The following is a 23,654-nucleotide window of genomic DNA, read 5'->3' on the forward strand; positions in this document are numbered from 1 at the left end:
CTAGTGCAGCAGCGCGGGGCGCTCCATGAACAGCGGCGGGTGGGGCAGCAGCGAGTCCTCGCCAATGCGGCCCACCTTGCGGCGGATGGCCTCTCCCTTGAGGGGCAGGCCGAAGAAGGGTCCCATCAGACAGAAGTCCAGGGTCCCCCCCACGAGCGGCACCAGACCCACCAGCGCGATCAACCGGCCCGCCCCGGAGCCCCGGGCGAGCCCTCCCACCACCAGCGAGGCACCGGCCAGTATCCGCGTCCAGCGCCCCGTCCTCGAAGCCATCCATCCCATCAGCATTCACACACCTCCCATGTACCTTGGAAGATGGGCATGCGCCTGGAGGGACGGCACCCGCCAGGGGCACCTCCAGGTCCGTGCACCCGCCAACCCTCGACCCATGCCCGGTCGCCCGCCCAGTGTCCGAAGCAAGCCGGGATCCCTAGCTTGAAAGCGGGAGCGGGCCGCCCGGGAGCGCGGCCCGGGTAGGAGGAGACGGCACATGGTGGAGCGCTCGGAGTTGCACGAGGGAATGCCGGTGTGGACCCATCGCGGCGAGAAGCTGGGCTACGTCGTCGAGGTGACGGACGAGGAGTTCATCGTCGAGAAGGGGATGCTCGTCTGGCGCAAGGGCTACGCCGTCCCCCTGGAGGATGTGCGGGAGATCGTCGCCGACGAGGTGTACCTGAACCATGGACCGGACAGCCTCCTCTCCGGTCCCCGGGAGATTGAACGCCCGGCGAAGCGCACCACGCACTGAGCCGTGCACGGGGCCTCAGGCCTCGAAGTCCACGCGCCGCGCGGCGTCGTCTCCTCGCACGCCCTGATAGACATGCCAGGCGGCGACCAGGTCCTGCCAGGGCGGCCCCACCGCGCCGAAGACGGTGACCTCGGCCGCGTCGCGCCGGCCCGGCTTCGCGCCCGCCAGCACCTCGCCCAGCGCGGTGGGCACCGGCGTCTCGCCCAGGAGGGTGCTCCACGCCGGATGATCGCAGAAGAAGGAGGACTGGCGCAGCAGCCCCGCCGACAACTCGGCGCGCCCCGGCCCGTCCGCTCCCACGGCGGTGACGTGCGTGCCGCCCCGCAGCATGCCTGGAAAGAGCAGGGGCTCGCGCGCGCTCGTCGCGGTGATGACGAGGTCCGCGTCCTCCACGGCCTCCTCCACCGACATGGCGGGCCGCATGGGCAGGTCGAGTGCCTTGTACATGCGAGCGGCGAAGTCCACGGCCCGTGCGGGCGCCTCGTCATACACGCGCACGTGTTGCAGGCTGCGCACCAGCCGCAGGCTCTTGAGTTGCATGGACGCCTGGGGCCCCGCGCCAATCAACGCCACGCGCGAGGCATCGGGCCGGGCGAGCACATCCGCGGCCAGCGCGCCCACCACGCCCGTGCCCAGGGCCAGCAGGTGCCCGGCGTCCAACACCGCCAGGAGCGCGCCCGTGTCCAGGGCATGCAGATGCACCACGCCGCGCGAGGCGGGCGGCCCACTGGAGGACGCCGTCTGGAGCTTCACGGTGTAGGCGGGAATCCCCGGAAGGGTGCCGGGGAAGGACACCCGGACGAGGCCCCCGGCCTGGGGGGAGGCCTGGACGGACTGGGGTGGGGCATCCCGGTGCGCGGCCTCGGCGCGGAACGCCTCGCGCATTTCCTCCAGGAGCGTGAGGGCATCCATGGAGTGCTGGACGTCGGTGCGGGTCAGTAGAAGCGTGCTCATCTCGTGTCCACCCTATCCGGTTCCCCTCTCCCCCCGTGGGTCAACTGTTCACCGGAAAGCGGATCAGCCAGACGAAGTGCCGGACGCAGGCCTTTCCGGATGTCGAGGGGAACGCCGGGCGCCGCGCGGGCGTTGCGTCCTGTATCGCGAGAACACAGGCCGGGGCGGCTCCTCGTGGACATTTTCGAGGGGGAGCGGGGGCCCTGGGGGAGTGCGCGCATGCAGGAGCGGGATCCATCGCCATCGCACCAGGAGCGTGAACCTGGGACCGGGGGGAGTTCGCCCTTGGCGGAGTTCCTTCGCGAACACCGCGAGCTCTTGCTGCTGGACTGGGAAACCACCCTGCGCGAGCGCGCGCCGGAGCAGCCCCACGAGGAGGCCGTGCTGCGCGACCACCTGCCCGAGTTCCTGGAGCGCCTGGCCGACGCGGCGGAGCACCCCTCCGCGGAGGGGGTGTCACTGCCCCTGGCCCTCTCCGACGAGCACGCCCTGCTGCGGCTGGAGCACGGCCAGGGGCTGAGCCAGATCGCCTTGGAGTACGCGATTCTGCGCCACTGCATCTTCCGGGGACTGATGCGCGAGGGACTCTGGCCGGGACTCTCCGAGCTGGAACTGCTCAACAACATCCTGGACCAGGGCCTCATCCGGGCCACCACCCTCTACTCCCACGTCCACGAGCGCATGCTCAAGGCGCTCGAGCGCGTGTCCGAGGCGACGCTGGAGAGCGAGGACATCGACAGCTTCCTGCCCAAGCTGCTGCGGGTGCTCCAGGAAGCGGTGATGGCGGTGGATGGGGCCTCCATCCTGCTGCGCGAGGGAAACGAGCTGCGGCTGCGCGCGGCGGTGGGGATTGGCTCACACCGGGCGATGGAGTCGGGCTTCCACCTGCCCGTGGACGCGGGACTGAGCGGCCAGGTCGCGCACGAGCGGCGTCCCCAGCTGGTGAGGATGGTGGCGAACCACCCGGAGCTGCGCTCGGAGCTGGTGCGTCAATTGGGCGTGCGCGCCGCCTACAGCATTCCCCTGCTGCAAGGCGACACGCTCATCGGCGTGGCCCACATGTGCTCGCGCACCGTCTTCGACTTCAGCCCGTCGGATCAGCTGCTCTTCCGCGTCATGATGACCCGTGCCACCAGCTTCATCGTGCAGGCGGAGCTGGCCGAGCGCGAGCGCCTGGCGAGGGCCACCGCCCAACGCTCACTGGCCCAGCTGGACACCCTGTTGGAGGCATCGCCCGTGGGCATCGGTCTGTTGGACCGGGAGCTGCGCGTGCTGAGCATCAACGAGACCCTGGCCCAGCTCAATGGCCCCCCGGTGGCGGAGCAGCTGGGCCGCTCCCTGCGCGAGGTGGCCCCCGCCTGGGTCGCCGAGCTGCTCGAGCCCGTCTTCCGCCACGTGCTGGACTCGGGCCAACCCGTGTCCAACCACGAGTTCACCGGACAGCCCCTGGACACAAGCCCCCATCACTGGCTGGGCAACTACTACCCGGTGCGCGCCGCGGACGGCGCGGTGGTGGGCCTGGGCTGCGTGTTGGTGGACATCACCCATCAGAAGGACGTGGAGACGGCGCTGCGCCGCTCGGGCGAGCTGCGCGAGCAACTCATCGGCGTGGTGGGACACGACCTGCGCAACCCCCTCAACGCCATCAGCGCCTCGGCCACGCTGCTGCGGCGGGATGCGTCCCTGAGCGATGGCTCGCGGCGAGCCGTGGAGCGCATCCGCAACAGCGCGGCGCGCATGGCGCGCATGCTCAGCGACATCCTCGACTTCGCGCGCGGCGGCAATGGCGGTCTGCCCGTCCATCGCGAGTGGGTGAACCTGCACGAGCTCTGCCGGAGCACCCTGGAGGAACTCCAGGTGGCCCACCCCCACCGGCGCCTGGAGCTGGAGACGCGAGGCAATGCCTGGGGGTGGTGGGATCCGGACCGGCTCGCCCAGGTGGTGGGAAACCTGGTGGGCAATGCCCTGCAGCACGGTCATCCGGACACGCCCGTGCACGTAAAGGTCGAGGACGCGGGCACCGACGCCGAGGTGAGCCTGTCCGTGCACAACGAGGGCGAGCCCATCGCGCCCGAGCTCCGGGCCACCCTCTTCCAGCCCTTCCGCCATGGCGCCAAGGGCAAGGCCGCCACCCGCAGCGTGGGCCTGGGGCTCTACATCGTCCAGCAGGTGGCGCGGGCGCACGGGGGCGAGGTGGAGGTGCGCTCGAGGCCGAGCGAGGGCACCACCTTCACGCTCCGGCTGCCCCGGGGCCGCTAGCGATCGTGACGGCGGTGCTGCGTGCGCACGGGGATGGGCACGGGCTGGAGGTGACCGCCCGACTGATCATCCTCGTCGCGCACGCCCGCGCGCGCCAGGTGCTTGTCCAGCCGGCCCAGGAGCATCAGGCCCGCCATGCGGAAGTCGGAGACGAGCGACCACAGCGGGTACTTGAAGGACGCCGGGCGGTTCTTCTCCACGAAGAAGTGGCTCACCCAGGCGAAGCCGTAGCCCGACACCACCGCCGGGAGGATCAGCGAGGCATTGCCCGTCGCCACCGCCGCACCCGCCGTCAGCACGCCCAACGACGTGCCGAGGAAGTGCAGCCAGCGCGTGCTCGGCAGGGCATGTTCGCGCAGGTAGAACGGCCAGAACTCAGCGTAGGTCGGGATTCGCTCAGTCATAGGATGGATTCTGCGTCCGGATACGCCCCATTCGTCAACCCTTGCCTCCACCCCTTTGGCGCTTCCGCGTCATTCGTCCTAGGCTGGAGAGGGTCTCGGGGGAGATGCAACGTGAACGACTGGACGCCCAAGCCCATTCCCGCCGCCTCGCTCGCCCGACTTCCCCTGACGCCCGAGGAGGGCTTCGTCCTCTCCCGGCTGGATGGCACCACGCCCGTGCGGCACCTGACGGCCCTCACGGGACTGCCCGCCGATCGCATCCAGGCCATCCTCGCGCGGCTCATCGCCCACGGCGCGGTGCTCAACGCACCCACCCCACCCGCCGAGCAACCCCTTCCACCCCCCGAGGACCCACCCCCCTCCGAGGACACTCCGGCGGGGGACGAAGACATCCCCACCGAGGACGAGGGCGCCGAGGCCGCCACGGGCACCTTCCGCCAGCTCTTCGAGCGGCGGTTGCACCCCCTCGCCGCGGATGAGCGGGCCCGGCTCGCCCGGGACGCGGTGGACCCGGAGCTGTCCGCGCTGTGTTTCGACCCGGTGCCCGCCGTCATCCATTCGGTGATGGAGAACACGCGGGTGGGGCTGGCCCATGCACGGCTCATCGCCCGGCACCATGCCAACCCCGTGGGGCTGGAGGCCCTGTGTGGCCGCGCGGCCTTCGCCTCGGACGCCGGGGTACGCCGCTGGCTCGTGCGCAATCCCCAGCTCCCCTCGAGCCTCTTCCGCCGCCTGTGGGCGGGGCGCCGCTTGATGGAGCAGTTCAAGGTGGCGGTGGATCGGGACGTGCCCGAGGGCACCCGGCGCACCGCGCGCGAGGTGCTGCGCTCGCGCTTCACCACCGCGCCCGCCGAGGAACGCGTGGAGCTCATCCTCCTGACCGAGGGCCGGGTCCTGGGCGCGCTCTCGGGCATGCCGGTGGACGGAAAGACGGCGTCGCTCTTGTGCGGGCGCGTCTACCGCTCGCCCCTGCTCATCCAGAACCTCGCGCGCTGGAGCGCGGCGCCGCCCGTCCTCATCGCCCACCTGCTCAAGCAGGAAGCGGTGCGCCGCCAGCCCCAGCTGCGCCAGTTGCTCCAGCGCCACCCCAACGCCCCCGCGGACGCCCGCAAGGGCTAGAAGGCGCGGCCCTCGAGCTTCTCGATGGCGGCGCGGATGTCCGGGGGGACGGGCACCTTGGCGTACTCGGGGTAGCGCAGCACGACGAGCACCGTGCCCCCCTTCGCGTAGCGCACCCCGCTGCCCGCGTCATCCACCGCGTACTCCATGGTGATGCTGGTGGTGCCAATCCGGGTGACGCGCACCCCCACCTCCAGCTCCGCCGGGAAGGCAACCGGGCGCAGGTAGTCGACGTTCGCCGTGGCGATGATGGGACCCACGCCATCCTCGATGCGCTGCATGTCGGGCGCCACCAGCCCCACCCGGATCATGTAGGCGATACGGGCCGCCTCGAACCAGGTGAGGTAGCGCGCGTTGTTCACGTGGCCATAAGCATCCATGTCCACCCAATGGATGGGAAAGCGCACGGAGATGGGAAAGTCGGTCATGGACTCCATGCACCACGCGGGGCGCGCCAGGGCAATCCGAATCCGCTCCCTTGCCCGCCTGCTCTCGGAAACCGAGAGGCGAGCGTCCCCGGGTGGGGGAGTTGACCCGGACGAGCCGCATGGGAGACCGTCGGACCTAAAGTGACATCGCACGAGCCTGGCACCGCGAAGAAGCAGTCCTCCCCGAGCACGCACGACGCACCCGAGAGCGATCGCATCCTCTTCGTGCCCTCGGGCACCACGACCCGGCCCAAGCGGCACGTGGACATGGTGAAGTGGCTGCACCCCGCGCAGCTCATCCGCACGGGCCTGGACGCGCTGGTGGCCGCCGTGTTCGGCGCCCGCGCGGACCACCGCCTCATCGAGGCCGTGGTGCGGCCCCAGCCGCTCTTCTTCGACTACTCGGACGAGGCCGCGGGCGAGGACTTCTGGCTGGACTACGTCTCGGACACCGGCGACGGGTGGAACCCCACCTATGCCGTGGCGCGGCTGCTCGCCAAGCCCTCGCTGGAGCTCACGGACGAACGCGGCCAGACGCATGCCCTCGAGCGCGGCCGCATCCTCGTGCTCGGAGGAGACCAGGTGTACCCGGGCGCCAGCCGCGACACCTACGAGGAGCGCCTGGTGCAGCCCTACGAGGAGGCCATGGCGCGCTCCCCGGCGCCCAGTCCGGACCTGTTCGCCATTCCCGGCAACCACGACTGGTACGACGGCCTGTCCGCCTTCATGCGGCTGTTCTGCGCCAACCGCTGGCTCGCCGGACGGCGCACGCGCCAGAGCCGCAGCTACTTCGCGCTCAAGCTGCCCCGGGGCTGGTGGCTCGTGGGCACGGACGTGCAGTTGGAGAACGACATCGACGTGCCCCAGGTGGAGTACTTCCGCCAGATGGCCACGCACATGCAGCCAGGGGACCGCGTCATCCTCTGCAACGCGGAGCCGGCGTGGATCCTCGCGGCCACCGCGAAGCGGCCCCGGGGCTACCTGGAGAACAACCTGGACTACCTCCAGGAGAAGGTGTTCGGCCGGCGCATCAGCCTCTTCCTCGCGGGCGACCTGCACCACTACCGGCGGCACGAGGACCCCGAGGGCCGGCACAAAATCACCGCGGGCGGAGGCGGGGCCTTCATGCACCCCACCCACACGCCCAAGGCGGAGCGGCTGCGCGACGGGTACACCTTGCAGAAGAGCTTCCCGGACGAGAAGACGTCCATGAAGCTGGCGCGCCAGAACCTGATGCTCATCCGGCACAGTCCGCTCTTCGGCCTGCTCACGGGCGCGCTCTACCTGCTGCTCGCGCTGGCGACCTTCACGGAGCTGGGGCACCACGGCGCGGCCCAGCTTCCCGACGCCATCCGCATGGTGGCCGCCTCCATCGTGCACCGCCCCTGGTCGCTCGTGCTGGGACTCGGGACGATCGGCGGGCTCATCGGCCTGGCGGATCCCGCGTTCGGACGCGGACGGATGCTCGCGGGAACGCTGCATGGACTCGCGCACATCATCACCGCGTTCTTCGTGGCCTGGTCCTCCCTCTATTTCATCGTCAGTGGACTGGGCATCTGCGCCGAGCCCCAACCCCAGGCCCTGGCCTGGATCGATCCCACGGATGCCGGATGCGCGGGGTGGGTGCCGCTCTGGACCAAGTTCTTCATGGGCTGCGCGCTCACCTTCCTGGGCGGCTTCCTCGTGGGGCCCTTCGTCATGGGCCTGTACCTGACCATCAGCGTCAACGGCTTCGGCACCCACTCGAACGAGGCCTTCATCTCGCTGGCCATCCCCGACTGGAAGAACTTCCTGCGCCTGCGCATCAACCGCGACGGCGAGCTCACGGTGTACCCCGTGGGCCTGGAGCGGGTGCCGCGCAAGTGGAAGGAGACGAACGCGGGGCCCTACGAGCCCGCCTACGAGCCGGACGATCCCCGCGCCACCGGGCCCGTGCTCATCGAGCCGCCCATCCGGGTGAGGCCTCGCGACTAGCCCGCCTCCCTGGAGGAAAAGCGACCAGCCCCCGCGCAACCCCGGCGCGGCCCTGGCATCCCACCCGCTCGAGGACCCCTTCGGGTCTTCCCAGGGCACGAGGAGGACGGCATGGAGACGCGGAAGATGGGCTCACTCGAAGCGTCGGTGGTGGGGCTCGGGTGCAACAACTTTGGCTGGCGCCTGGATGCCCAGGGGACGGCGGCCGTGGTGGACGCGGCGCTCGACGCGGGCATCACCTTCTTCGACACCGCCGAGATCTACGGCGACGGACAGAGCGAGGAGTTCCTCGGCCGAGCGCTCGGCAAGCGCCGCGACGCGGTGGTGCTCGCGACCAAGTTTGGCGCCCACCGGGACGCGCGGAGCAAGAGCGCGAGCCCCCAGGCGATCCGCCAGTCCGTGGAGGGGAGCCTGCGCCGCCTGGGCACGGACCGGATCGACCTCTACCAGCTCCATGTCCCGGACCCCGAGGTGCCCATCGCGGACACGCTGGGCGCGTTGGACGAGCTCGTGCGCGCGGGGAAGGTGCGGGAGATTGGCTGCTCGAACTTCTCGGCGGCCCAGCTCCAGGAGGCGCGCTCCGGGGTGAAACCGGGCGCGGCGCGATTCGTGAGCGTGCAGAACGAGTACAGCCTCCTGCATCGCGATCCCGAGGCCGAGGTACTGCCGGAGACCGAGCGCACCCAGCTCGCGTTCCTGCCCTACTTCCCGCTGGCCAGCGGACTGCTCGTGGGCAAATACCGCCCGGGACAGGCCCCTCCCGAGGGCGGCCGCTTGAGCCAGGGCGGGCTCGCCGATCGCTTCCGCACGGAGCGCAACGTCGCCCGCGTGGAGGAACTGCGCCGCTTCGTGGAGTCGCGCGGCCACACCTTGCTGGAGCTGGCCTTCTCGTGGCTGCTCACGCGGCCCTCGGTGGCGTCGGTGATCGCGGGGGCGACCTCGCCCGAGCAGGTGCGCGCCAACGTGGCGGCGGCGAACTGGCGGCTCGACGCGGAGGAGCTGGCCCGAGTGGACACCCTCACCCGGGGTTGAGAGAAAGTGCGAACCATGTCCAAGGGTTCTGTTTTCGGCGGGAAGGCCCAGGGCCTCCGCCTCGAGCGCATGTCGGCGTCCCCCCTCTTCCGGGACGGATTCTTCCGCAACACCACCGGGGTGGGCTCGGGGCTCAAGCCCGGCACCACGTTCTCGACGATGGGCGAGTACTTCCGGGGAGGCGACGACCGCAAGCCCCCGGGGCTCCTGCCCACGGAGAGTCCGCTCGAGACCTGGGCCCGGCCCGTGGACACGGGGCTGAGGGCGACGTGGCTCGGACACTCCACCGTGCTGTTGGAGCTGGGTGGACTCCGGGTGCTGACGGATCCCGTCTGGGGCGAGCGCGTCTCGCCCTCGTCCTTCCTCGGACCCAAGCGCTTCCAGCCCATGCCAGTGACGCTCGCGCAGCTTCCGCCCCTGGACGCGGTCATCGTCTCGCACGACCACTACGATCACCTGGACCATCCGACGATCCTCGAGCTGGCGCGCACGCCGGTGCCCTTCTACACGTCGCTCGGCGTGGGAGCGCACCTGGAGGCCTGGGGCATCCCGCCCGAGCGCATCACCGAGCTGGACTGGTGGGAATCGGCGACCCTGCCACGAGGCGAGCTGCGCATCACCGCCGCCCCCTCCCAACACTTCTCGGGCCGGGGCCTGGGAGACCGCAACCGCACGCTCTGGTCGTCCTTCGTCGTGGAGAGCCCCCGGCACAAGGTCTTCTTCAGCGGGGACACGGGCCTCACGGCCGAGTACGCGGAGATCCGCCAGCGGCTCGGCCCTTTCGATCTGGTGATGCTGGAGGTGGGCGCGTACCACCCGGCCTGGGGCGACATCCACCTGGGGCCGGAGAACGCGCTCGAGGCGCTGAAACTGCTCGGAGGCGGAGCGCTCCTGCCGGTGCACTGGGGCACGTTCAACCTGGCGCTGCACGCCTGGGACGAGCCCGCGGAGACGCTGGTCCGGCTCGGGGCGGAACAGGGCGTGCGCCTGGTGATGCCACGCGCGGGCGCCCCGGTGGAGCCCTCGCGGACGGAGGGCGTGGACCCGTGGTGGCGCGCCGTCAGGCGACGGTGAGGATCTCCGCGCCGGTGTCCGTCACGAGCAGGGTGTGCTCGAACTGGGCGGTGCGGCTGCCATCCGCGGTGACGGCCGTCCAGCCATCGTCCCACTGACGGTGGTGCCAGTGGCCGAGGGTGATCATCGGCTCGATGGTGAACGTCATCCCGGGCTCCATGATCGTCTTGGCCTCGGGATCGAAGTGGTGGGGAATCTGCAGCGAGCTGTGGAAGCGCTCGCCAATGCCGTGGCCGCAATAGGCGCGCACCACGCCCATCTTGTGCTGGGTGGCATGCGCCTCGATGGCCCGGCCGATGTCATTGATGGGCCGGCCCGGCTTCACCGCCTGGATGCCGAGCATGAGGCATTCGCGCGTCACCTGCACGAGCCGCTGACTGTCCGCGTCCGCGTTGCCCACGAAGTACGTGGCCGAGCAGTCCCCATGGACGCCATCCAGGAAGATGGTGATGTCCAGGTTGATGATGTCGCCGTCCTCGAGCGGGCGGCTGTCCGGGATGCCGTGGCAGATGACCTCGTTGACCGAGGTGCACAGGGACTTGGGGAAGCCGTGGTAGTTGAGCGGGCTCGGGTAGCCGCCGCGCTTGATGTACTCCTCGTGCGCGATGGCGTCGATCTCGTCCGTGGTGATGCCGGGACGCAGGAAGGTGCTCGTCACGTTCATCACCTCGGCGGCGGCCTTGCAGGCGCGGCGCATGCGGGCGATGACGTCCGGGCTCTTCACCTCGGGGGGCAGGGGGCCCCGGGAGGGACGGCCGGTGGCGGCGTAGTCCGGGCGCGGGATGTGGGCGGGCACCGGACGCATGGGGCTGATGAGGCCTGGACGGATGCCCCGCGAGGGAGCATCGGGCCCTCGCCTGCGCGCCTCCACGGTGTCCGAGCCCCGGTGGCACTTCTTGTACTTGGTACCGCTGCCGCACCAACACACGTCGTTGGGCTTGGGCGGGACGGCCGGTGGGACTCGAGCAGTGGAAACGTCGTTCATGACATGGACCTATAACCGCTGAGCGCGGTCGAAGCCACACCCCGTGCGGGCTCCTGTCTGGCCGCCCGCGGGTCACCGGGACAAGACCACCGCACCAGGTAGTGCGACGGGGGGCGCCCGGGTGCCCGCCCCCCTTGGGAGGAACGAATGGGAAGAACCCACCCCTGGGCGGTGCTGGCCCTGAGCACCCTGCTCACGGCCTGCTACGCGATGGACTCGGCCACGAGCTCCTGCCAGCACAACCCCGCCTACTGCACCGTCGTCGTGGGCGAGGAGACGGTAGTGCCCACCGTCCGCGGGGGCGCCGAGATCGCGTCCCTCAATGCCATCCGCCAGCTACTCGCTCCCGACACCCGGGCCCGGGTCGAACAGGAGTTGGTGGAGTGCGCCGAATGGGCCGACGCCGAGGTCAACCGCCTGCGCTTCGGCGGTAACAAGCCCTCGCGCCAACAGTGCCAGGAACTACTCTATGTCGACCCCTGCGGAGAGAAGGTGACGCGCGCCATGCAACTGGGCACCGAGAAACACCTCCTGGCGCTCCAATGCACCCAGGAGAAGCTGGGCGCGCTCATCCCAGGACGATTCAGCCTCGAGCCTCGCTACCGCCATGACAAGCAGCAAGGCGGCAAACGGCTCATTCCCGAGCAGGAAGCGCGCTCTCTTCTCCAGCGGGGATGCGGCGAGGAGCTGAAGGGAACATTGCGGCCCGACGTCGTCATCCACTCGGGCAATCCGCTTGAGGTCCAGGCTGTCTATGACTTCAAATTCCCTTGTCCCCCGAGCAACAGACCCTCCTGGCGTCTTCCTGGCAAGGAAAACCTCCACCCGAAGAACCAGGGAGAAACATACGTCGAGGCATTCAATGCGGAGGCTGCCCTCATTGCGCCAGGGTGGGGAGTCGTCCAGAGGATTGCTCCATGAACAAGCGCTGCCCCACACTCCGAATCCACCATCCTCGAATGGGCGCACTCGTATTCCGCGAGGCGGTGAGCATCTTCTTCCACATGCCCTACGCGCATCGGGAGATCGCGAGGCAGGTCAGACAGTCCCTGGAAACGTACCTGCACTGGGTGGGGCCAAATACACTCACATGCTACCCCGATGAGCACGGCTATTTTCAAGAACTCGACGCCACGGGATGGGAGGTCATCCAGCATCAACTCCGAGACGAAGGCGGAGGAATCGTCGAATTGGATGAGACCCCCGATGAAGTCAGCGGTTATCGATTCGAATACCGAGGCATCAATCCAAGAGACAATGCCACTCCTTTCAGCGGATGCACGGTCGCGTTCTGGCTCCCCACTGAATACCTGGAGGAGAAAGGCCCCGGCCCGGTGAGAGAACTCGCGCTGACATTGGGACACATCCTCCCCTTCAATTCGGGGCACGCGGGCTACTCCTTCAATTATATTGCTCCACCCCCTGGATTTGCCGAACTCGCGCTCCGCCATCCAGGCATCGACCATCTCAGGTTGAATGGGTTACCGGAGCACCTGGGTCATCAGGTGCGGAGCCCTCATTGGCTGACGTTCCTGGGCCCACCTGTCCTCGGCGAATTGGGCGGTACGGAGGGGCTGAGCACTCGGCTCAGGACACCGGGCACGACCGTCCAGGCGATGGGACACGAGCGGGCCGTGGTTTCATTGGGCGAATGGCCCGAGGCAGGCGACACCACGAAGGGCGACACACTTCCCGCCTACCGCGAGCTGGCGCGCGTACTGGAGCCGTGGCTCTATCATCGGCCATATTTCGGGCGGGATCCTCGGGAAGAGGCGGAACTCCGTCGTTGGGAGCGCCGCTTCCTCGATTGAGTCGGTTGCAAGCCCTCCACATTGGTACGACGAGCGGAGAAGTACGAATGAGAAGACTCCACCCCTGGGCGGTGCTGGCCCTGAGCACCCTGCTCACCGCCTGCTACGCCATGGACTCGGCCACGAGTTCCTGCCAGCACAACCCCGCCTACTGTACCGCCGTCGTGGGCGAGGAGACGGTGGTGCCCACCGTCCGAGGAGGTGCCGAGATTGCCTCCCTCAATGCCATCCGCCAGCTACTCGCTCCCGACACCCGGGCCCGGGTCGAACGGGAGTTGGTGGAGTGCGCCGAGTGGGCCGACACCGAGGTCAACCGCCTGCGCTTCGGCGGTAACAAGCCCTCGCGCCAACAGTGCCAGGAACTACTCTATGTCGACCCCTGCGGAGAGAAGGTGACGCGCGCCATGCAACTGGGCACCGAGAAACACCTCCTGGCGCTCCAATGCACCCAGGAGAAGCTGGGCGCGCTCATCCCAGGACGATTCAGCCTCGAGCCCCGCTACCGTTACGACAAGCAGCAGGGCGGCAGGCGACTCATTCCCGAGCACGAGGCCCGTGCTCTTCTCCGGCGGGGATGTGGCGAGGAGCTGAGGGGAACATTGCGGCCCGATGTCGTCATCCACTCCGGCAATCCGCTTGAGGTACAGGCTGTCTACGACTTCAAGTTCCCTTGTCCCTTGAACAATGAGCCTTCTTGGAAGACATACACCGAAGGGCCTTATAAAGGCTCCATCCAAGGTGATGTGTACGCCGAAAGCCTCGAATCAGAAGCCGCCCTCATCGCTCCAAACTGGGGCGTGCGCCAAAGGGTCTTTCCATGAAACCAAACACCCCTCATCTCCGCGTCCATGCACGGAACGGCCAAATCCTCATCCGGGATGGCATAAGCCTTTGTTTCTACATGCGCCGTCCGCATGAGGAAGTAGCCCCGGCGGTGATGGCCTCGCTGGATGCTTATCTGCGCGCGGTGGGGCCCCAGGCGCTCGGCTGGTATCTCGACACGGAAGGCGACTGGCAGGAACTCGATGCTCCAGGATGGGAACTCACTCGCCGCGAGATGTACAGCAGCAGTCCCGTCATCACCCTCAAGGACACTCCGGGCGGTGCGGGCTCCTACAGATTCGAGTACCACGGCAAATCACCCCACACGCCGCTTGTCATCGAAGAGCCCCATGCGGTCTGCGCTGCCGAGTTCTGGCTCCCCACGGACTACCTGGAGGAACACGGGCCAGAACGCGTGCGTGAGCTGACCATGGAACTGGCCGCCCCCCTACCGTTCAGTTCGGGCCATGCGGACCTCTCTTTCAACGCCCTGGATCAACTCGTGGGTGTGTCGAGAGAACTCCGCTCATGGTGCTTCCGTTATCCGGGAATGAGCCTGCGCGAAATTGGACGTCTCTCCTGGAAACTTGGCTCGCGAGTGCCCGGCGTCCATTGGCTCACCTTCCTGGGGCAACCTGTGCTCGGAGAGTTGGGAGGCGCCTCGCGCCTGCGCTCCCGCCTCGTCTCTCCCGACATCTCCGTGCATGAACTGGATTCCGACCGGGCACTCGTCACCCTGGGCGAATGGCCCGACGCGGGCGACACCGAGCAGGGGCACTCCCTGCCCCTCCATCGGGAGCTAGCGCGCGTTCTGGAGCCCTGGCTCCACCATCGCTCACCTCCCTGGGGCGGCTTCACCCCAGAGGAGTTGCTCCGCTGGGAGCGCCGCTTCCTCGACTGAGACCGAACCCAGCCGACACGTCCATGGGCCGTACTCCTTCCAAGCGCGACGTCTCTCCGCAGGAGACGCACCGCGCGGCGCGGCGCGTCTCCGGCAGGAACCGACGGGTCAGCGCCAGTCCGGCGGCGCCCAGTCGACCCGGGGCACGGCGTAGCCCTCGGGGCCCTGCAACACCACCTCGAACCTCGGGTCGTTGAGCACCACGCTGCCCGGGCTCGTGTCCACCCGCGACACGTCCACGGGCACCATCCGGTTGGGAATCGCGAACTTCTGCCAGGTCGCGATTCCGTACTGGTGCCGGCCATCAATGGCCACGCCACAAATGGGATACACCCGCCCATCGGGCATCTGGAGCCGGTCGAACACGGCGTACACCCGCTGCGGCCACGTCTCCGCCGTACCCATGACCTTCACGTACAGCTCCTCGCCCTGGATGATCACGAGCATGTCGGCCGAGACAGGACCTGGCTTGATGTTGAACGCGCCGCCCTCCTCGATGGACTCCTCCGAGACCGGCGTGCCCGACTCGTTCGTGAAGAACGCGGGGTGCTCCTTGGGTTTGATGTTCAGCGTCACGGGCGTGGCGCGAGCCTCGGCGGAACACCGGGCGAGGTAGTCCACGGGGTCTTGCCGCTTGGGCACGGAGGCGCACCCCAGGGACTGTGCGGCGGACACACCCAGCAGACCCGTGAGCAGCGCGCACCAGCGCGAAGGCAACGGCCTGGCGGAATCGAGGGAGGTCTCGGAGCGAGTGGAGGAGGGCACGGGCTGTGTTCCTTTGTCGGAAGGCACCGGTGAGGCCGGCGCGGTGGCCTCCGAGAGGACGTCCTCCCTCCAGACAGGAGGATGTGCCATCCGGAGGAGCATCCACCCTACTCCGAGCCCTCCCAACACCAAGGCCAGGACGACGAGCCACCTCCGCCACGCCGCGCCCTCCGCATGAGCGGAAGGCAAGGGCGCGGAGACCGCTCCCGGTGCCTCTTCCAGCAGTTCCACGCCCTCGGGACGAGCGACGTCCCAGGCTCGCTCGGAGGGCCGCTTCCCCAGCTCCCTCCAGGGTCCGCTGTCCGGAGCTTCGGCCAGCCATTGCTCCAAGCTGCTCCGAACGGCTCCAGCGCTCGGAGGCCGCTTCTGTGGATCCTTCTCCAACAGGCTCAGGGTGAGTTCGGCCAGGGCATCGGGAATGGAGGGTTCGAGCGTGCGCGGGTCCACCGGCGTCATGGTGGCGATGGCGTGGAGGAGCTGGTCCAACGGCAGCCGGCTGTCGAACGGGCGGCAGTCCGTGAGCGTCTCGTAGAGCAGCACTCCCAGGGCGTAGAGGTCCGCGGACGGCAGCGCGGGCATGCGGGAGCCGGGGCGCAGGGCTCCGGAGCACAGGAAGGAGATGACCTCAGGCGGCTGGCAATACAACGTGCCGGGGGCGATGCCCTCCGTCAGGGTCAACGCCCCTGGCAGATGCGACGAGCCGAAGTCGATGAGGAAGGGCACGTCCGACTCTTCCCCGACCAGGACATTGTCCGCCTTGAGGTCCCGGTGGCAGACGCCCCGCGCATGCAGCACCTCGAGCGTCCACGCGAGCACGGCCAACGAGCCCACCGCGCGATGGAGCGAGACCCGGTGCCGCCAACGCCACACATGGAAGGTGCGGCCTCGCACATAGGGGGTGACGAAGTACGAATAGCCCGTCCGCTCATCGGGCCACCGGCCCCATTGGAGCACGGGCTGGAAGGCGGGGTGATTCAAGCGCTCGATGGCCGCCACCTCGCGACGCATCCATCCATCCACCCGGTCCGCGTCCTTGGCGGAAACGGGCCGGGCCGCCATCTTCATGGCGTAGCGCTGGTCCCCGCGCTCCACCAGGAAGACGAAGGCGAAGCCGCCCACACCCAACCGGCTCACGATGCGGAAGTCCCGCACGAAGTGCCCTGGACGCAACTGGTTGGGATGCCGGGGTTGCCTCATGGAGCCTCCCGATGAAGCGGCTGGAACACACCCAGCGCCTCGGCACCATCCAGCGCCAGTTCCACCCCAGACGCTCCTTCTGGCAGCACGCCCGTCGCGATGTATCTCTGAACAGTGGAATCATCCGATGGCCCCGACACCAGACGCGCGGGCGCTTCCCACAAAACGCCGTCCGGGAGCGGAGTCCGCACCCTCACTTGAATCAGACCCCACGGAGCGAGCCGCTTCTTCCGGACACGCACGGCCAGGGTGGCGAAGAAGCGCCGTCCCATCCACACCACCGAGTCGACCTGACCGGAAGAGGTCCGAGCACCGTAATCCGTCACCCGCTGCGCCACGTCGAGCCGGGGACGCGCAGCAGGTGCCGCGAGCAGACTCCTCGCCACCTCCGCCACGCCCTCGTCCTCGGCGCTGGGGGAGGCCCGCACCACCTTGACGCTCAGGTCCACCGCCTCGAGCCGTGTCACGAGCACGAAGCGCAGGGGCTCGGCGCCGGGCTCGACCAGGACCGACATCTCCACGCGCTCGTCCGCGCCCAGGTTCCGCTTCGGGAGAATGACCAGGCATCCCTTGATCGGCATCAGTTCACCCAGGGAGGTCCGCTCCTGCTCGGACACCTGGAGGTCGGGCCGCGCGGGCGAGTCGAAGCACACGACGGTGGCGACTCCCACCTTCACGCTCAGTTCAGTGGGTGGCCCCACTCCGGCCCGCGAGGACAACACGAGCGTGCGCCGCTGGAGCGTGGCGACTTCCGCCTCCCGAGCAGAGGTTGGGAGGGACAGCAGGAGGGGCAGGAGGAACCAAGCTCCAGGGCGCACGCGATGGACAGTAGGTGCGGCCCCTCCGTCCACGCAAGCGAAAAACCACTTCTCCGGTCTAGTCCACGGAGTGGACTTCTCGCGTCACCTGTTGCCACGCCCGTGGGTGCTCGCGGATGATGGAGCGCAACACGAGGGGGTCATCACATGCGCGCGAAGCAAATGGGTTCCCGCTCCGGCTGGCTCGGAGCGGCAGGGCTGTTATTCCTCGCGGGGTGCGCCACGAGTCCACCCCTGCCGGGACTCCTGAGGAAGGACACGCGGCCGCCCCCCACGAAGCCCGCCCCGTGGAAACAAGAACCTCCCATCGATGATTCACGGGACTGGTACTCGAGGGAGGGTTCTTCCAAGGCATGGTGAGACGTCTGGCCGGAAGCGTTGGCGGACATGTCAGTCCGTGTCAATGACATGTCATTGACACGGTTCTTCCCCGGCATCCGGGGGCGGTCATCCTCGTAAGGGATTGAAACAACGGGGGCCTGTCTTTCGCGGGCTCCTGGCGCGAATGTTGCCATCCGCGCGAGCGTCCCCCCCAACCTCGGAGCGCCTCGTGCAAAACAACACCTGGACCGACGCCGCCCTTCTCGACCATCTCCAGAAGGCCGTCTACCTGGAGCTGTGGACCCTCCCCCTCTACCTGACGGCCGCCTATTCCTTGCAGGTCCCTGGCTCGGACTCCGAGAATCCGCCCCAGTTGAAGAGCCTCCGCGGCAAGAGCAACCCCAAGCGCAGCCGGGAGCAGCTCGCCTTCAACAACCTCTACTCGGTCGCCGTGCAGGAGATGCTGCACCTGGAGCTGGCCAGCAACCTCTTCAATGCGCTGTTCGCCCCCAGGGGACACACGCCGAAGTTCACGGGCGACTGGGCGCCCCGGTACGACCAGTGTCCCTCCTGGATCGCGCTCAAGAAGCCCGTGCAGCTCGGAGCGGTGAACCCCGAGCAGATGTCCCTCCTGGCCGCCATCGAAACCCCCGAGCCCGCGACCGATGGCGCGCCGAACGGGCCGCAGGAGACCTACGATTCCATCGGCCAGTTCTACAAGGCCGTCGAGCAGGGGGTGAATCAGCGCTGGAGCGAGCTTTACCAGCCCCACGCGGACCACCGGCAGAAGAGCGAATTCACCGACCCGAAATACCCAGGCGACGATTACACCGGCTTCAGCAGTGTCATCGACAGTCAGGACAGCGAAGCCGCGCGGAAGCAGGCGAACGCGGTGATCCAAGCCATCATCGGGCAGGGAGAGGGCAGCCGGGGACCGGTCATCGACTCGGACCTCCGCCCCGAGGACGCCAATGATGTCGAGGATCGGTTCAGCCATTTCGCGCGCTTCCGGATGGTGCAGGCGATGCTGAAGCTCGACGGCCCGCTGAAGACCTATCCCACCCCGGGGAGCAGAGGGCTCGCGACCGCGCAGCGGCAACTCACCGCCGGCTTCGCGAGCCTGCTGGCCGCGCTGGAGAAGGGTTACGCGGGGGACGACGCGCTCGACCTCGGGAGCATGTGGGCGCTCCCCGGGCTGATCGTGTCCGTGTGGGCCTCGGGCGGAGTGCCCCAGTTCCAAACCCAAGACTAACGCGCCGGGTCCTCCGCCGAGAGCTGGCGCGCGCGCCGCTCCACGGCTCGCACCGTGTCCATCACGGCGTCCGTCTGGCCCACGCCCGCGAGGAAGCCGGGAATGGAGCCCCCCGGCTCCACGGTGAAGCGGTAGACGAAGTGCACGCCCCCCTCGGGTTTGGCGGTGAAGAACCAGCTGCCCGCGTTGCGCAACAGCCGCACCACGCCACGGCGCTCGGGCAGCACGTCGTTGGCGGGGGACCAGCGCTGCTGGAACGTCTCCCGCCCCTCGTCGTCACGGCCCTCCTGCTCCTCCACGCGCAGCACGTAGTCCCGATTGGAGATGATGGGCAGGTCCAGCTGCGTGTACGTCACGCGGGAGCCGCCCCCGTCCGCCTCCGACAGGACCCGGGACTCCGTCACATGGGGCATCCACCGCCGGAACTTCTCGTGGTCCTTGAGCGCGGACCGGATGGACGGCAGCTCCACGTCCATATCGCCCTCGGCCCAGAACTCCCGGCCCCCGGGAATGTCCACTCGTGGACGCACACGGATGACCACGTCCCCCGTCGACACCGTCTTCCAGTCCGTGGACTCCGCGGCCCGCGCGTCCCCGGCCACCAGGGCCATCACCAGGAGCAGGCCTCCCATCGCATGCCACATGTTCCACCCTCCTCGCCCGGCACCCCACCTCCGGTGCCCCCACCTTCGCCCATCATCAACACCCCTGTCGCCAGAACCATCGACTTTTCCGGCGGTCCAGGGCACGAAGATGCGCATGATTGGCCACCCGTCAGCCCCTCCCCCCGAGCGCGGGCTCTTCTGCAACCGAACCCTCAACCTGCGGGCCATCAAGGCCATCGGGTACGACATGGACTACACCCTCATCCACTACAAGGTGGAGGTGTGGGAACAGCGAGCGTACGAGCACATGCGCGACCGCCTGGTCGCCCAGGGCTGGCCCGTGGCCCACCTGCGGTTCGATCCCGCGCTCGCCATGCGCGGCCTCATCATCGACACCGACAAGGGAAACCTGCTCAAGGCCAACCGCTTTGGCATCGTGAAGAAGGCGCTGCATGGCACCCGGCCGCTGAGCTTCGAGGCCCAGCGCGACGAGTACGTGCACACCCTCATCGATCTGCACGAGCGGCGCTGGGTCTTCCTCAACACGCTCTTCTCCCTGTCCGAGGCGTGTCTCTACGCCCAGGTGGTGGACCTGCTGGACGAGGGCAAGCTCGGTGGCCCCATGGGCTACAACGATTTGTACGAGCACGTGCGCCGCAGCCTGGACGCCACGCACATGGAGGGCGCGCTCAAGGCGGAGATCATCGCCGACCCGGCGCGCTACGTGCTGCATGATCCGGACACGGCGCTCGCGCTGTTGGATCAGAAGAACGCGGGCAAGAAGCTCCTGCTCATCACCAACAGCGAGTGGGCCTACACCCTGCCCATGATGCACGCCGCGTTCGACCCGTACCTGCCCCAAGGCATGACGTGGCGCGAGCTGTTCGACGTGGTCATCGTCAGCGCGCGCAAGCCCGAGTTCTTCACCACGCGTGCCTCGCTCTTCGAGGTGGTGACGGCGCCGGGGCAGGAGGGGCTGTTGCGTCCGCACACGGGGCCGCTCAAGCCCGGGGTGCCCTACTTCGGGGGCAGCGCCATCGAGGTGGAGCGCTCGCTGCGCATGAGCGGGGATGAAATCCTCTACGTGGGCGACCACATGTTCGGCGACGTGCACGTGAGCAAGAACGAGCTGCGCTGGCGCACCGCGCTCATCCTGCGGGAGCTGGAGGACGAGGTGCGGGCCATCAGCGCCTTCCGGGCCACCGAGGCACGGCTCGCCGAGCGCATGGAGCAGAAGGAGCGGCTGGAGGCCGAGGCGTGTCAGGTGCGGCTGGAGTTGCAGCGGCGGCGGCTGGGGTACGCCCCGCGCGACGAGAGCCTGCCCGCGGACGAGCAGCTGCACGCGCGGGCGGCGGAGCTGCGCGCCCAGCAGGAGGCGCTCGACACGGAGCTGGGGCCCATGGCGCGCGCCGCGAGCGAGCTGTCCAACCCCCTCTGGGGCCTGCTCACCCGGGCGGGCAATGACAAGAGCCACCTGGCGCGGCAGGTGGAGCGCTACGCGGACATCTATACGTCCCGCGTGAGCAACTTCCTGTTCGCCACGCCCTTCGTCTACCTGAGGAGCCCCCGGGGCAGTCTTCCCCACGACCCGAGCCTGCCCGGCGGCGCGCCTGTCTTCGCGGCCCAGACCCCTGGAGGCGACAGCGGCGGGCCCTGAGGCGCCCCGTCATTGGGTCCGCCGCCACAGGTGTTGCAGGTCCCAGGACAGCTGGCGCTCCACCTCCTGGGCCTCGGCCTCGGACAGGTACTCGCGCAGACCCTGGAAGACGGCGCGCACGAGCGGTTCCACCTCGGAGGCGTCCCGACCCACCGCCCGGGACACGCACACGAACAGCTCCTCGGGCGCCTCGGTGGCGGCCACTGGCGCCGAGAGCGACAGGGGCAGCAGCTCCAGCAACTTGAGGGCCAGGGGGTCCGGGGTCTCCGGGGTCTCCTCGGGCTCGAGTCGCTGGAGCAGCGCGGTGATGACGGAGACCGCGGCGGCCTCGGTCAGACGGGCGTCCACCTTGCGGACCTCGGACAGGTGGGTGAGGAAGGAGGCGGCCTGGGCGCCCGGGCGGGAGGGGGACGGCTTGCCGCCACGGCTCTGGGGGTTGCCAGGGGGGGTGTCGGACATGGGACGCTCCTCGCGTGAAGGGTGTCCCGGCAAGGTGTTCACGCCCCCCGCCCGGCGGATGGCCGGGGGCGGAGCCAGGGCCGCCCCCCTGGGGGGTAGACGAGTCACCAGGGGGATCGGCAAGCCATGTCAGACTCGGTTAGTATGCATGGAGCCGTGAGCTACTCGACCAACGGCGCATTGCGAATCCTGGGACAGGGTGACCTTCTCGGGGAGGCTTATCGGATGCCTGTCCTCAATGGGGGCGGCCGGAAGAAGCGGGCCCGCAAGCAGGAGGCGCAACCGAAACCCGGTTTCGCCACCGCCTTGAAGCTTGTGGTGCAGCTTGGCCGGGAGAAGGCGAAGGAAGTGGGGAAGACGGCGCTCTCGCGCTGCCCTCGCTGTGGCCACGTGGGCCCGACGGAGCAGGACTTCGGCACCCGCATCATGAAGGGGGGCGAGCGTCGGCCCCAGTCCTGGTGCCGGAGCTGCCGCAAGGTGAACCTGCCGCCCCTCAAGGCCCTGCCCCACGCCGCCACCCGTCCGGTGAAGGCCACGTTGGTGACGACGGCCAACGAGAAGCCCGAGAAGGCCGAGAAGGCGCGCACCCCGTCGGCGACCCAGGACGGCTGGCTCTTTCCGCCCGAGGTCCTGGGCAAGCGCAAGCGCCGCAAGTCCTGAGCCGCCCCCCACAGAGCCCGGGCGGACAACCAGGGGGACGCAGCCCCCTGGGGTGCCGCATCCCCGCCGCGTTCGCATTCCTTGATTCGAGGGGGCGGAACACGACAGGGGAGTGCATATGGCGGTCCGGACCGACACCGTGGGCATCAAGAACATGCGGCAGGTGGGCGTACACGCTTCTCAACCCAGTCAACAGGCGAGCAAGGGCAAACTCCTTCCCTTCCAGGATGAGATTCCCCTGATGAAGCGGGATCGGCTCCTGGCCCGGGCCACCCTGGGCCCCGCGGCGGAGCTCCCCCGGCTCAAGACCCCTCGAGGGGAAGCCACGGTGCGCGGGCGCAAGAAGCCGCCCAGCGAGATGCACATCAAGCGCATCGGCGGATAGGCGACGGCATGCAAGGGCGGTCTATGGTGGGGGGAGAATGAGCGACGCGCTGTTCTCCTCCGAAGTCGAAACCTCCGATACCCGCCATCTGGGCCGACTGTGGTTCGCGGACCTGTTGGACCTCTCGCTCTCGGCCTTCATCGGATGGGGGCTCCTGCGGGCGGTGGACGTGGACCGTTCGCGCGGGGCGCTGATCGCCGCCGGCTTCGGCGTCTGGGTCGTCCTGAGCGTGTTGGGCGCCCTGAATGGGTGGACCCTGGGACGCGGCGTGGTGGGCCTGCGCCTGGTGCGGGCCACGGGAGCGCCGGGTCCCGCCCGGGGAGTGGCCCGGAGCGTGCTCGTGCCCGTGGACATGTTCCTGTCCATTCCCTTGCAGCGCAGGCCCCTGGATCGACTCCTCGGCGTGTACCCGGAGGCGGTGCCCCTCGAGTTGAAGGCATGGCGCGGCGGACTCGGGTGGATGGGGCTGTGGCTCGGACTGGGATTGGCCTCGGTGTGGTTCGGGGTGGTCCCCACGCGAACCGAGGCCCTGAGGTACCTCAAGACCCTGGATGGGTGGCGCTGCTGCCACGGGAGGACCTCGCCCACGGCGAACAAGTGCGAGCCCGCGGTGTCACGCGCGGTGAGGGAGGCACGCGGCGGGGACGCGCGGGCCCAGGCCGTCGTGGCGGATTGTCCGAAGGCCGCCGCCGCCCTGCCTTGACGCCAGCCTGGGTGTCCCCACCTTCTCCTTAATAAGGAGACGCCCATGGCCGTCAGGACGCGAGTGGCAGGCACGAAGAACAAGCGCCGGGTACTGAGCGCCGCACAAGCGGTGAGCAGTCCTCAACCCAGCAAGGGCCGCAAGACGGTCCCAAGGGACCAGGCCGCGGCTCTGCGCCGTCAGAAGTTGCTGCGCAAGGCCACGCCCGGCCCCGCCATGACGGAGGCCCTGGGACTCGGACCCGCCACCACCGAGGTGCACCCCGAGAAGCGGACCTCCACCCGGCGAAAGAGCAAGCGCGGCAACGCCCCGTAGACCGGA

The 23,654-nt window shown here is 68.8% G+C and carries 25 protein-coding genes; 16 read left to right on the plus strand and 9 right to left on the minus strand.

Translation table 11 applies throughout. The features are described from left to right. A complete protein-coding gene (locus MEBOL_RS14100; protein WP_245919742.1) occupies positions 1-273 on the minus strand; it encodes a YgaP-like transmembrane domain in 273 nt (90 codons plus the stop codon). A gap of 217 nt (positions 274-490) precedes the next feature. Between MEBOL_RS14100 and MEBOL_RS14105 the strand changes: the two genes are divergently transcribed. Further along, positions 491-748, plus strand: coding sequence for a hypothetical protein (locus tag MEBOL_RS14105; RefSeq protein ID WP_095977915.1), 258 nt, complete (start codon positions 491-493; stop codon positions 746-748). Between the two features lie 15 nt (positions 749-763). On the opposite strand, the gene MEBOL_RS14110 is transcribed toward MEBOL_RS14105, so the two are convergent. Continuing rightward, positions 764-1,702, minus strand: a complete 939-nt coding sequence (locus MEBOL_RS14110) for an ornithine cyclodeaminase family protein (RefSeq protein ID WP_095977916.1) — start codon at positions 1,700-1,702, stop codon at positions 764-766. A 285-nt stretch (positions 1,703-1,987) separates the two neighbouring features. Between MEBOL_RS14110 and MEBOL_RS14115 the strand changes: the two genes are divergently transcribed. Then, positions 1,988-3,961: a sensor histidine kinase gene (locus MEBOL_RS14115; RefSeq protein WP_170115507.1), complete on the plus strand. Its 1,974-nt coding sequence runs from the start codon at positions 1,988-1,990 to the stop codon at positions 3,959-3,961. Here the strand turns inward: MEBOL_RS14115 and MEBOL_RS14120 are convergent. Next, positions 3,958-4,365: an Mpo1-like protein gene (locus MEBOL_RS14120; RefSeq protein WP_095977918.1), complete on the minus strand. Its 408-nt coding sequence runs from the start codon at positions 4,363-4,365 to the stop codon at positions 3,958-3,960. The two genes, MEBOL_RS14115 and MEBOL_RS14120, sit on opposite strands and share 4 nt — an antisense overlap. A 111-nt stretch (positions 4,366-4,476) precedes the next feature. On the opposite strand from MEBOL_RS14120, the gene MEBOL_RS14125 reads away from it, so the two are divergent. After that, positions 4,477-5,484 (plus strand): hypothetical protein, encoded by a 1,008-nt coding sequence (locus tag MEBOL_RS14125; protein ID WP_095977919.1) that lies wholly within the window; start codon positions 4,477-4,479, stop codon positions 5,482-5,484. Here MEBOL_RS14125 and MEBOL_RS14130 read toward each other — a convergent pair. Then, positions 5,481-5,912, minus strand: coding sequence for an acyl-CoA thioesterase (locus tag MEBOL_RS14130; RefSeq protein WP_095977920.1), 432 nt, complete (start codon positions 5,910-5,912; stop codon positions 5,481-5,483). The genes MEBOL_RS14125 and MEBOL_RS14130 overlap by 4 nt on opposite strands. A gap of 267 nt (positions 5,913-6,179) precedes the next feature. Here MEBOL_RS14130 and MEBOL_RS14135 point away from each other — a divergent pair, with 267 nt between their 5' ends. The 3 genes from MEBOL_RS14135 (at position 6,180) to MEBOL_RS14145 (ending at position 9,992) form a co-directional block, all read left to right on the plus strand. Then, positions 6,180-7,886 carry a metallophosphoesterase gene (locus MEBOL_RS14135; protein ID WP_157824011.1) on the plus strand — a complete coding sequence of 569 codons (1,707 nt, stop codon included), beginning with the start codon at positions 6,180-6,182 and terminating at the stop codon, positions 7,884-7,886. Positions 7,887-7,997: 111 nt separating this feature from the next. Continuing rightward, positions 7,998-8,918, plus strand: a complete 921-nt coding sequence (locus tag MEBOL_RS14140) for an aldo/keto reductase (RefSeq protein WP_095977921.1) — start codon at positions 7,998-8,000, stop codon at positions 8,916-8,918. 15 nt (positions 8,919-8,933) lie between these two features. Beyond that, entirely contained in the window at positions 8,934-9,992 is a 1,059-nt protein-coding gene (locus MEBOL_RS14145; RefSeq protein ID WP_095977922.1) for an MBL fold metallo-hydrolase, read from the plus strand. Here the strand turns inward: MEBOL_RS14145 and map are convergent. Then, positions 9,979-10,977 (minus strand): type I methionyl aminopeptidase, encoded by a 999-nt coding sequence (gene map / locus MEBOL_RS14150; protein WP_095977923.1) that lies wholly within the window; start codon positions 10,975-10,977, stop codon positions 9,979-9,981. The two genes, MEBOL_RS14145 and map, sit on opposite strands and share 14 nt — an antisense overlap. A gap of 147 nt (positions 10,978-11,124) precedes the next feature. On the opposite strand from map, the gene MEBOL_RS14155 reads away from it, so the two are divergent. From MEBOL_RS14155 to MEBOL_RS14170, 4 genes are read left to right on the plus strand one after another with little or no spacing between them, the layout of a single operon-like run. After that, a complete protein-coding gene (locus MEBOL_RS14155) occupies positions 11,125-11,898 on the plus strand; it encodes a hypothetical protein (RefSeq protein WP_095977924.1) in 774 nt (257 codons plus the stop codon). After that, entirely contained in the window at positions 11,895-12,788 is an 894-nt protein-coding gene (locus MEBOL_RS14160) for a type VI immunity family protein (RefSeq protein ID WP_245919744.1), read from the plus strand. The genes MEBOL_RS14155 and MEBOL_RS14160 overlap by 4 nt, the downstream gene beginning before the upstream one ends. 47 nt (positions 12,789-12,835) lie before the next feature. Further along, positions 12,836-13,609 (plus strand): hypothetical protein, encoded by a 774-nt coding sequence (locus MEBOL_RS14165; protein ID WP_095977925.1) that lies wholly within the window; start codon positions 12,836-12,838, stop codon positions 13,607-13,609. Further along, on the plus strand, positions 13,606-14,511 hold the full coding sequence (locus MEBOL_RS14170) for a type VI immunity family protein (protein ID WP_245919746.1): 906 nt from the start codon (positions 13,606-13,608) through the stop codon (positions 14,509-14,511). The genes MEBOL_RS14165 and MEBOL_RS14170 overlap by 4 nt, the downstream gene beginning before the upstream one ends. Before the next feature lie 108 nt (positions 14,512-14,619). On the opposite strand, the gene MEBOL_RS14175 is transcribed toward MEBOL_RS14170, so the two are convergent. Both MEBOL_RS14175 and MEBOL_RS14180 read right to left on the minus strand, forming a co-directional pair. Then, the gene (locus tag MEBOL_RS14175) at positions 14,620-16,473 is read right to left on the minus strand and encodes a protein kinase domain-containing protein (RefSeq protein ID WP_095977927.1); all 1,854 of its coding nucleotides are present in this window, start codon (positions 16,471-16,473) and stop codon (positions 14,620-14,622) included. Beyond that, positions 16,470-17,324, minus strand: a complete 855-nt coding sequence (locus tag MEBOL_RS14180; protein ID WP_095977928.1) for a DUF2381 family protein — start codon at positions 17,322-17,324, stop codon at positions 16,470-16,472. The genes MEBOL_RS14175 and MEBOL_RS14180 overlap by 4 nt, the downstream gene beginning before the upstream one ends. A gap of 517 nt (positions 17,325-17,841) precedes the next feature. Here MEBOL_RS14180 and MEBOL_RS14185 point away from each other — a divergent pair. Beyond that, positions 17,842-18,864 (plus strand): ferritin-like domain-containing protein, encoded by a 1,023-nt coding sequence (locus MEBOL_RS14185; RefSeq protein WP_095977929.1) that lies wholly within the window; start codon positions 17,842-17,844, stop codon positions 18,862-18,864. On the opposite strand, the gene MEBOL_RS14190 is transcribed toward MEBOL_RS14185, so the two are convergent. After that, a complete protein-coding gene (locus MEBOL_RS14190; RefSeq protein ID WP_095977930.1) occupies positions 18,861-19,508 on the minus strand; it encodes an SRPBCC family protein in 648 nt (215 codons plus the stop codon). The genes MEBOL_RS14185 and MEBOL_RS14190 overlap by 4 nt on opposite strands. A 115-nt stretch (positions 19,509-19,623) precedes the next feature. On the opposite strand from MEBOL_RS14190, the gene MEBOL_RS14195 reads away from it, so the two are divergent. Continuing rightward, on the plus strand, positions 19,624-21,126 hold the full coding sequence (locus tag MEBOL_RS14195) for an HAD-IG family 5'-nucleotidase (RefSeq protein ID WP_095977931.1): 1,503 nt from the start codon (positions 19,624-19,626) through the stop codon (positions 21,124-21,126). Positions 21,127-21,135: 9 nt separating this feature from the next. On the opposite strand, the gene MEBOL_RS14200 is transcribed toward MEBOL_RS14195, so the two are convergent. After that, a complete protein-coding gene (locus tag MEBOL_RS14200; protein ID WP_095977932.1) occupies positions 21,136-21,585 on the minus strand; it encodes a DUF2267 domain-containing protein in 450 nt (149 codons plus the stop codon). Positions 21,586-21,810: 225 nt separating this feature from the next. Between MEBOL_RS14200 and MEBOL_RS14205 the strand changes: the two genes are divergently transcribed. The 4 genes from MEBOL_RS14205 (at position 21,811) to MEBOL_RS14220 (ending at position 23,648) form a co-directional block, all read left to right on the plus strand. Then, positions 21,811-22,245 (plus strand): hypothetical protein, encoded by a 435-nt coding sequence (locus tag MEBOL_RS14205; protein WP_245919748.1) that lies wholly within the window; start codon positions 21,811-21,813, stop codon positions 22,243-22,245. Positions 22,246-22,363: 118 nt separating this feature from the next. Next, positions 22,364-22,630, plus strand: a complete 267-nt coding sequence (locus MEBOL_RS14210; RefSeq protein ID WP_095977933.1) for a hypothetical protein — start codon at positions 22,364-22,366, stop codon at positions 22,628-22,630. Positions 22,631-22,667: 37 nt separating this feature from the next. Beyond that, a complete protein-coding gene (locus MEBOL_RS14215) occupies positions 22,668-23,333 on the plus strand; it encodes an RDD family protein (RefSeq protein ID WP_095977934.1) in 666 nt (221 codons plus the stop codon). Between the two features lie 45 nt (positions 23,334-23,378). Further along, entirely contained in the window at positions 23,379-23,648 is a 270-nt protein-coding gene (locus MEBOL_RS14220) for a hypothetical protein (RefSeq protein WP_095977935.1), read from the plus strand. The last annotated feature ends 6 nt before the right edge of the window (positions 23,649-23,654 follow it).

It is taken from the genome of Melittangium boletus DSM 14713 (assembly GCF_002305855.1).
Lineage (GTDB): Bacteria > Myxococcota > Myxococcia > Myxococcales > Myxococcaceae > Cystobacter > Cystobacter boletus.

Excerpts from the sequence above, each read along its gene's own strand:
- MEBOL_RS14220 (WP_095977935.1), top strand. The coding sequence starts at position 23,379 with ATGGCCGTCAGGACGCGAGTGGCAGGCACGAAGAACAAGCGCCGGGTA.
- MEBOL_RS14175 (WP_095977927.1), bottom strand. The coding sequence starts at position 16,473 with ATGAGGCAACCCCGGCATCCCAACCAGTTGCGTCCAGGGCACTTCGTG.
- MEBOL_RS14120 (WP_095977918.1), bottom strand. The coding sequence starts at position 4,365 with ATGACTGAGCGAATCCCGACCTACGCTGAGTTCTGGCCGTTCTACCTG.
- MEBOL_RS14215 (WP_095977934.1), top strand. The coding sequence starts at position 22,668 with ATGAGCGACGCGCTGTTCTCCTCCGAAGTCGAAACCTCCGATACCCGC.
- MEBOL_RS14105 (WP_095977915.1), top strand. The coding sequence starts at position 491 with ATGGTGGAGCGCTCGGAGTTGCACGAGGGAATGCCGGTGTGGACCCAT.
- MEBOL_RS14155 (WP_095977924.1), top strand. The coding sequence starts at position 11,125 with ATGGGAAGAACCCACCCCTGGGCGGTGCTGGCCCTGAGCACCCTGCTC.
- map (WP_095977923.1), bottom strand. The coding sequence starts at position 10,977 with ATGAACGACGTTTCCACTGCTCGAGTCCCACCGGCCGTCCCGCCCAAG.
- MEBOL_RS14145 (WP_095977922.1), top strand. The coding sequence starts at position 8,934 with ATGTCCAAGGGTTCTGTTTTCGGCGGGAAGGCCCAGGGCCTCCGCCTC.
- MEBOL_RS14160 (WP_245919744.1), top strand. The coding sequence starts at position 11,895 with ATGAACAAGCGCTGCCCCACACTCCGAATCCACCATCCTCGAATGGGC.
- MEBOL_RS14135 (WP_157824011.1), top strand. The coding sequence starts at position 6,180 with ATGGTGAAGTGGCTGCACCCCGCGCAGCTCATCCGCACGGGCCTGGAC.
- MEBOL_RS14110 (WP_095977916.1), bottom strand. The coding sequence starts at position 1,702 with ATGAGCACGCTTCTACTGACCCGCACCGACGTCCAGCACTCCATGGAT.
- MEBOL_RS14210 (WP_095977933.1), top strand. The coding sequence starts at position 22,364 with ATGGCGGTCCGGACCGACACCGTGGGCATCAAGAACATGCGGCAGGTG.
- MEBOL_RS14200 (WP_095977932.1), bottom strand. The coding sequence starts at position 21,585 with ATGTCCGACACCCCCCCTGGCAACCCCCAGAGCCGTGGCGGCAAGCCG.
- MEBOL_RS14190 (WP_095977930.1), bottom strand. The coding sequence starts at position 19,508 with ATGTGGCATGCGATGGGAGGCCTGCTCCTGGTGATGGCCCTGGTGGCC.
- MEBOL_RS14140 (WP_095977921.1), top strand. The coding sequence starts at position 7,998 with ATGGAGACGCGGAAGATGGGCTCACTCGAAGCGTCGGTGGTGGGGCTC.
- MEBOL_RS14195 (WP_095977931.1), top strand. The coding sequence starts at position 19,624 with ATGATTGGCCACCCGTCAGCCCCTCCCCCCGAGCGCGGGCTCTTCTGC.
- MEBOL_RS14130 (WP_095977920.1), bottom strand. The coding sequence starts at position 5,912 with ATGACCGACTTTCCCATCTCCGTGCGCTTTCCCATCCATTGGGTGGAC.
- MEBOL_RS14205 (WP_245919748.1), top strand. The coding sequence starts at position 21,811 with ATGCCTGTCCTCAATGGGGGCGGCCGGAAGAAGCGGGCCCGCAAGCAG.
- MEBOL_RS14170 (WP_245919746.1), top strand. The coding sequence starts at position 13,606 with ATGAAACCAAACACCCCTCATCTCCGCGTCCATGCACGGAACGGCCAA.
- MEBOL_RS14165 (WP_095977925.1), top strand. The coding sequence starts at position 12,836 with ATGAGAAGACTCCACCCCTGGGCGGTGCTGGCCCTGAGCACCCTGCTC.
- MEBOL_RS14100 (WP_245919742.1), bottom strand. The coding sequence starts at position 273 with ATGGCTTCGAGGACGGGGCGCTGGACGCGGATACTGGCCGGTGCCTCG.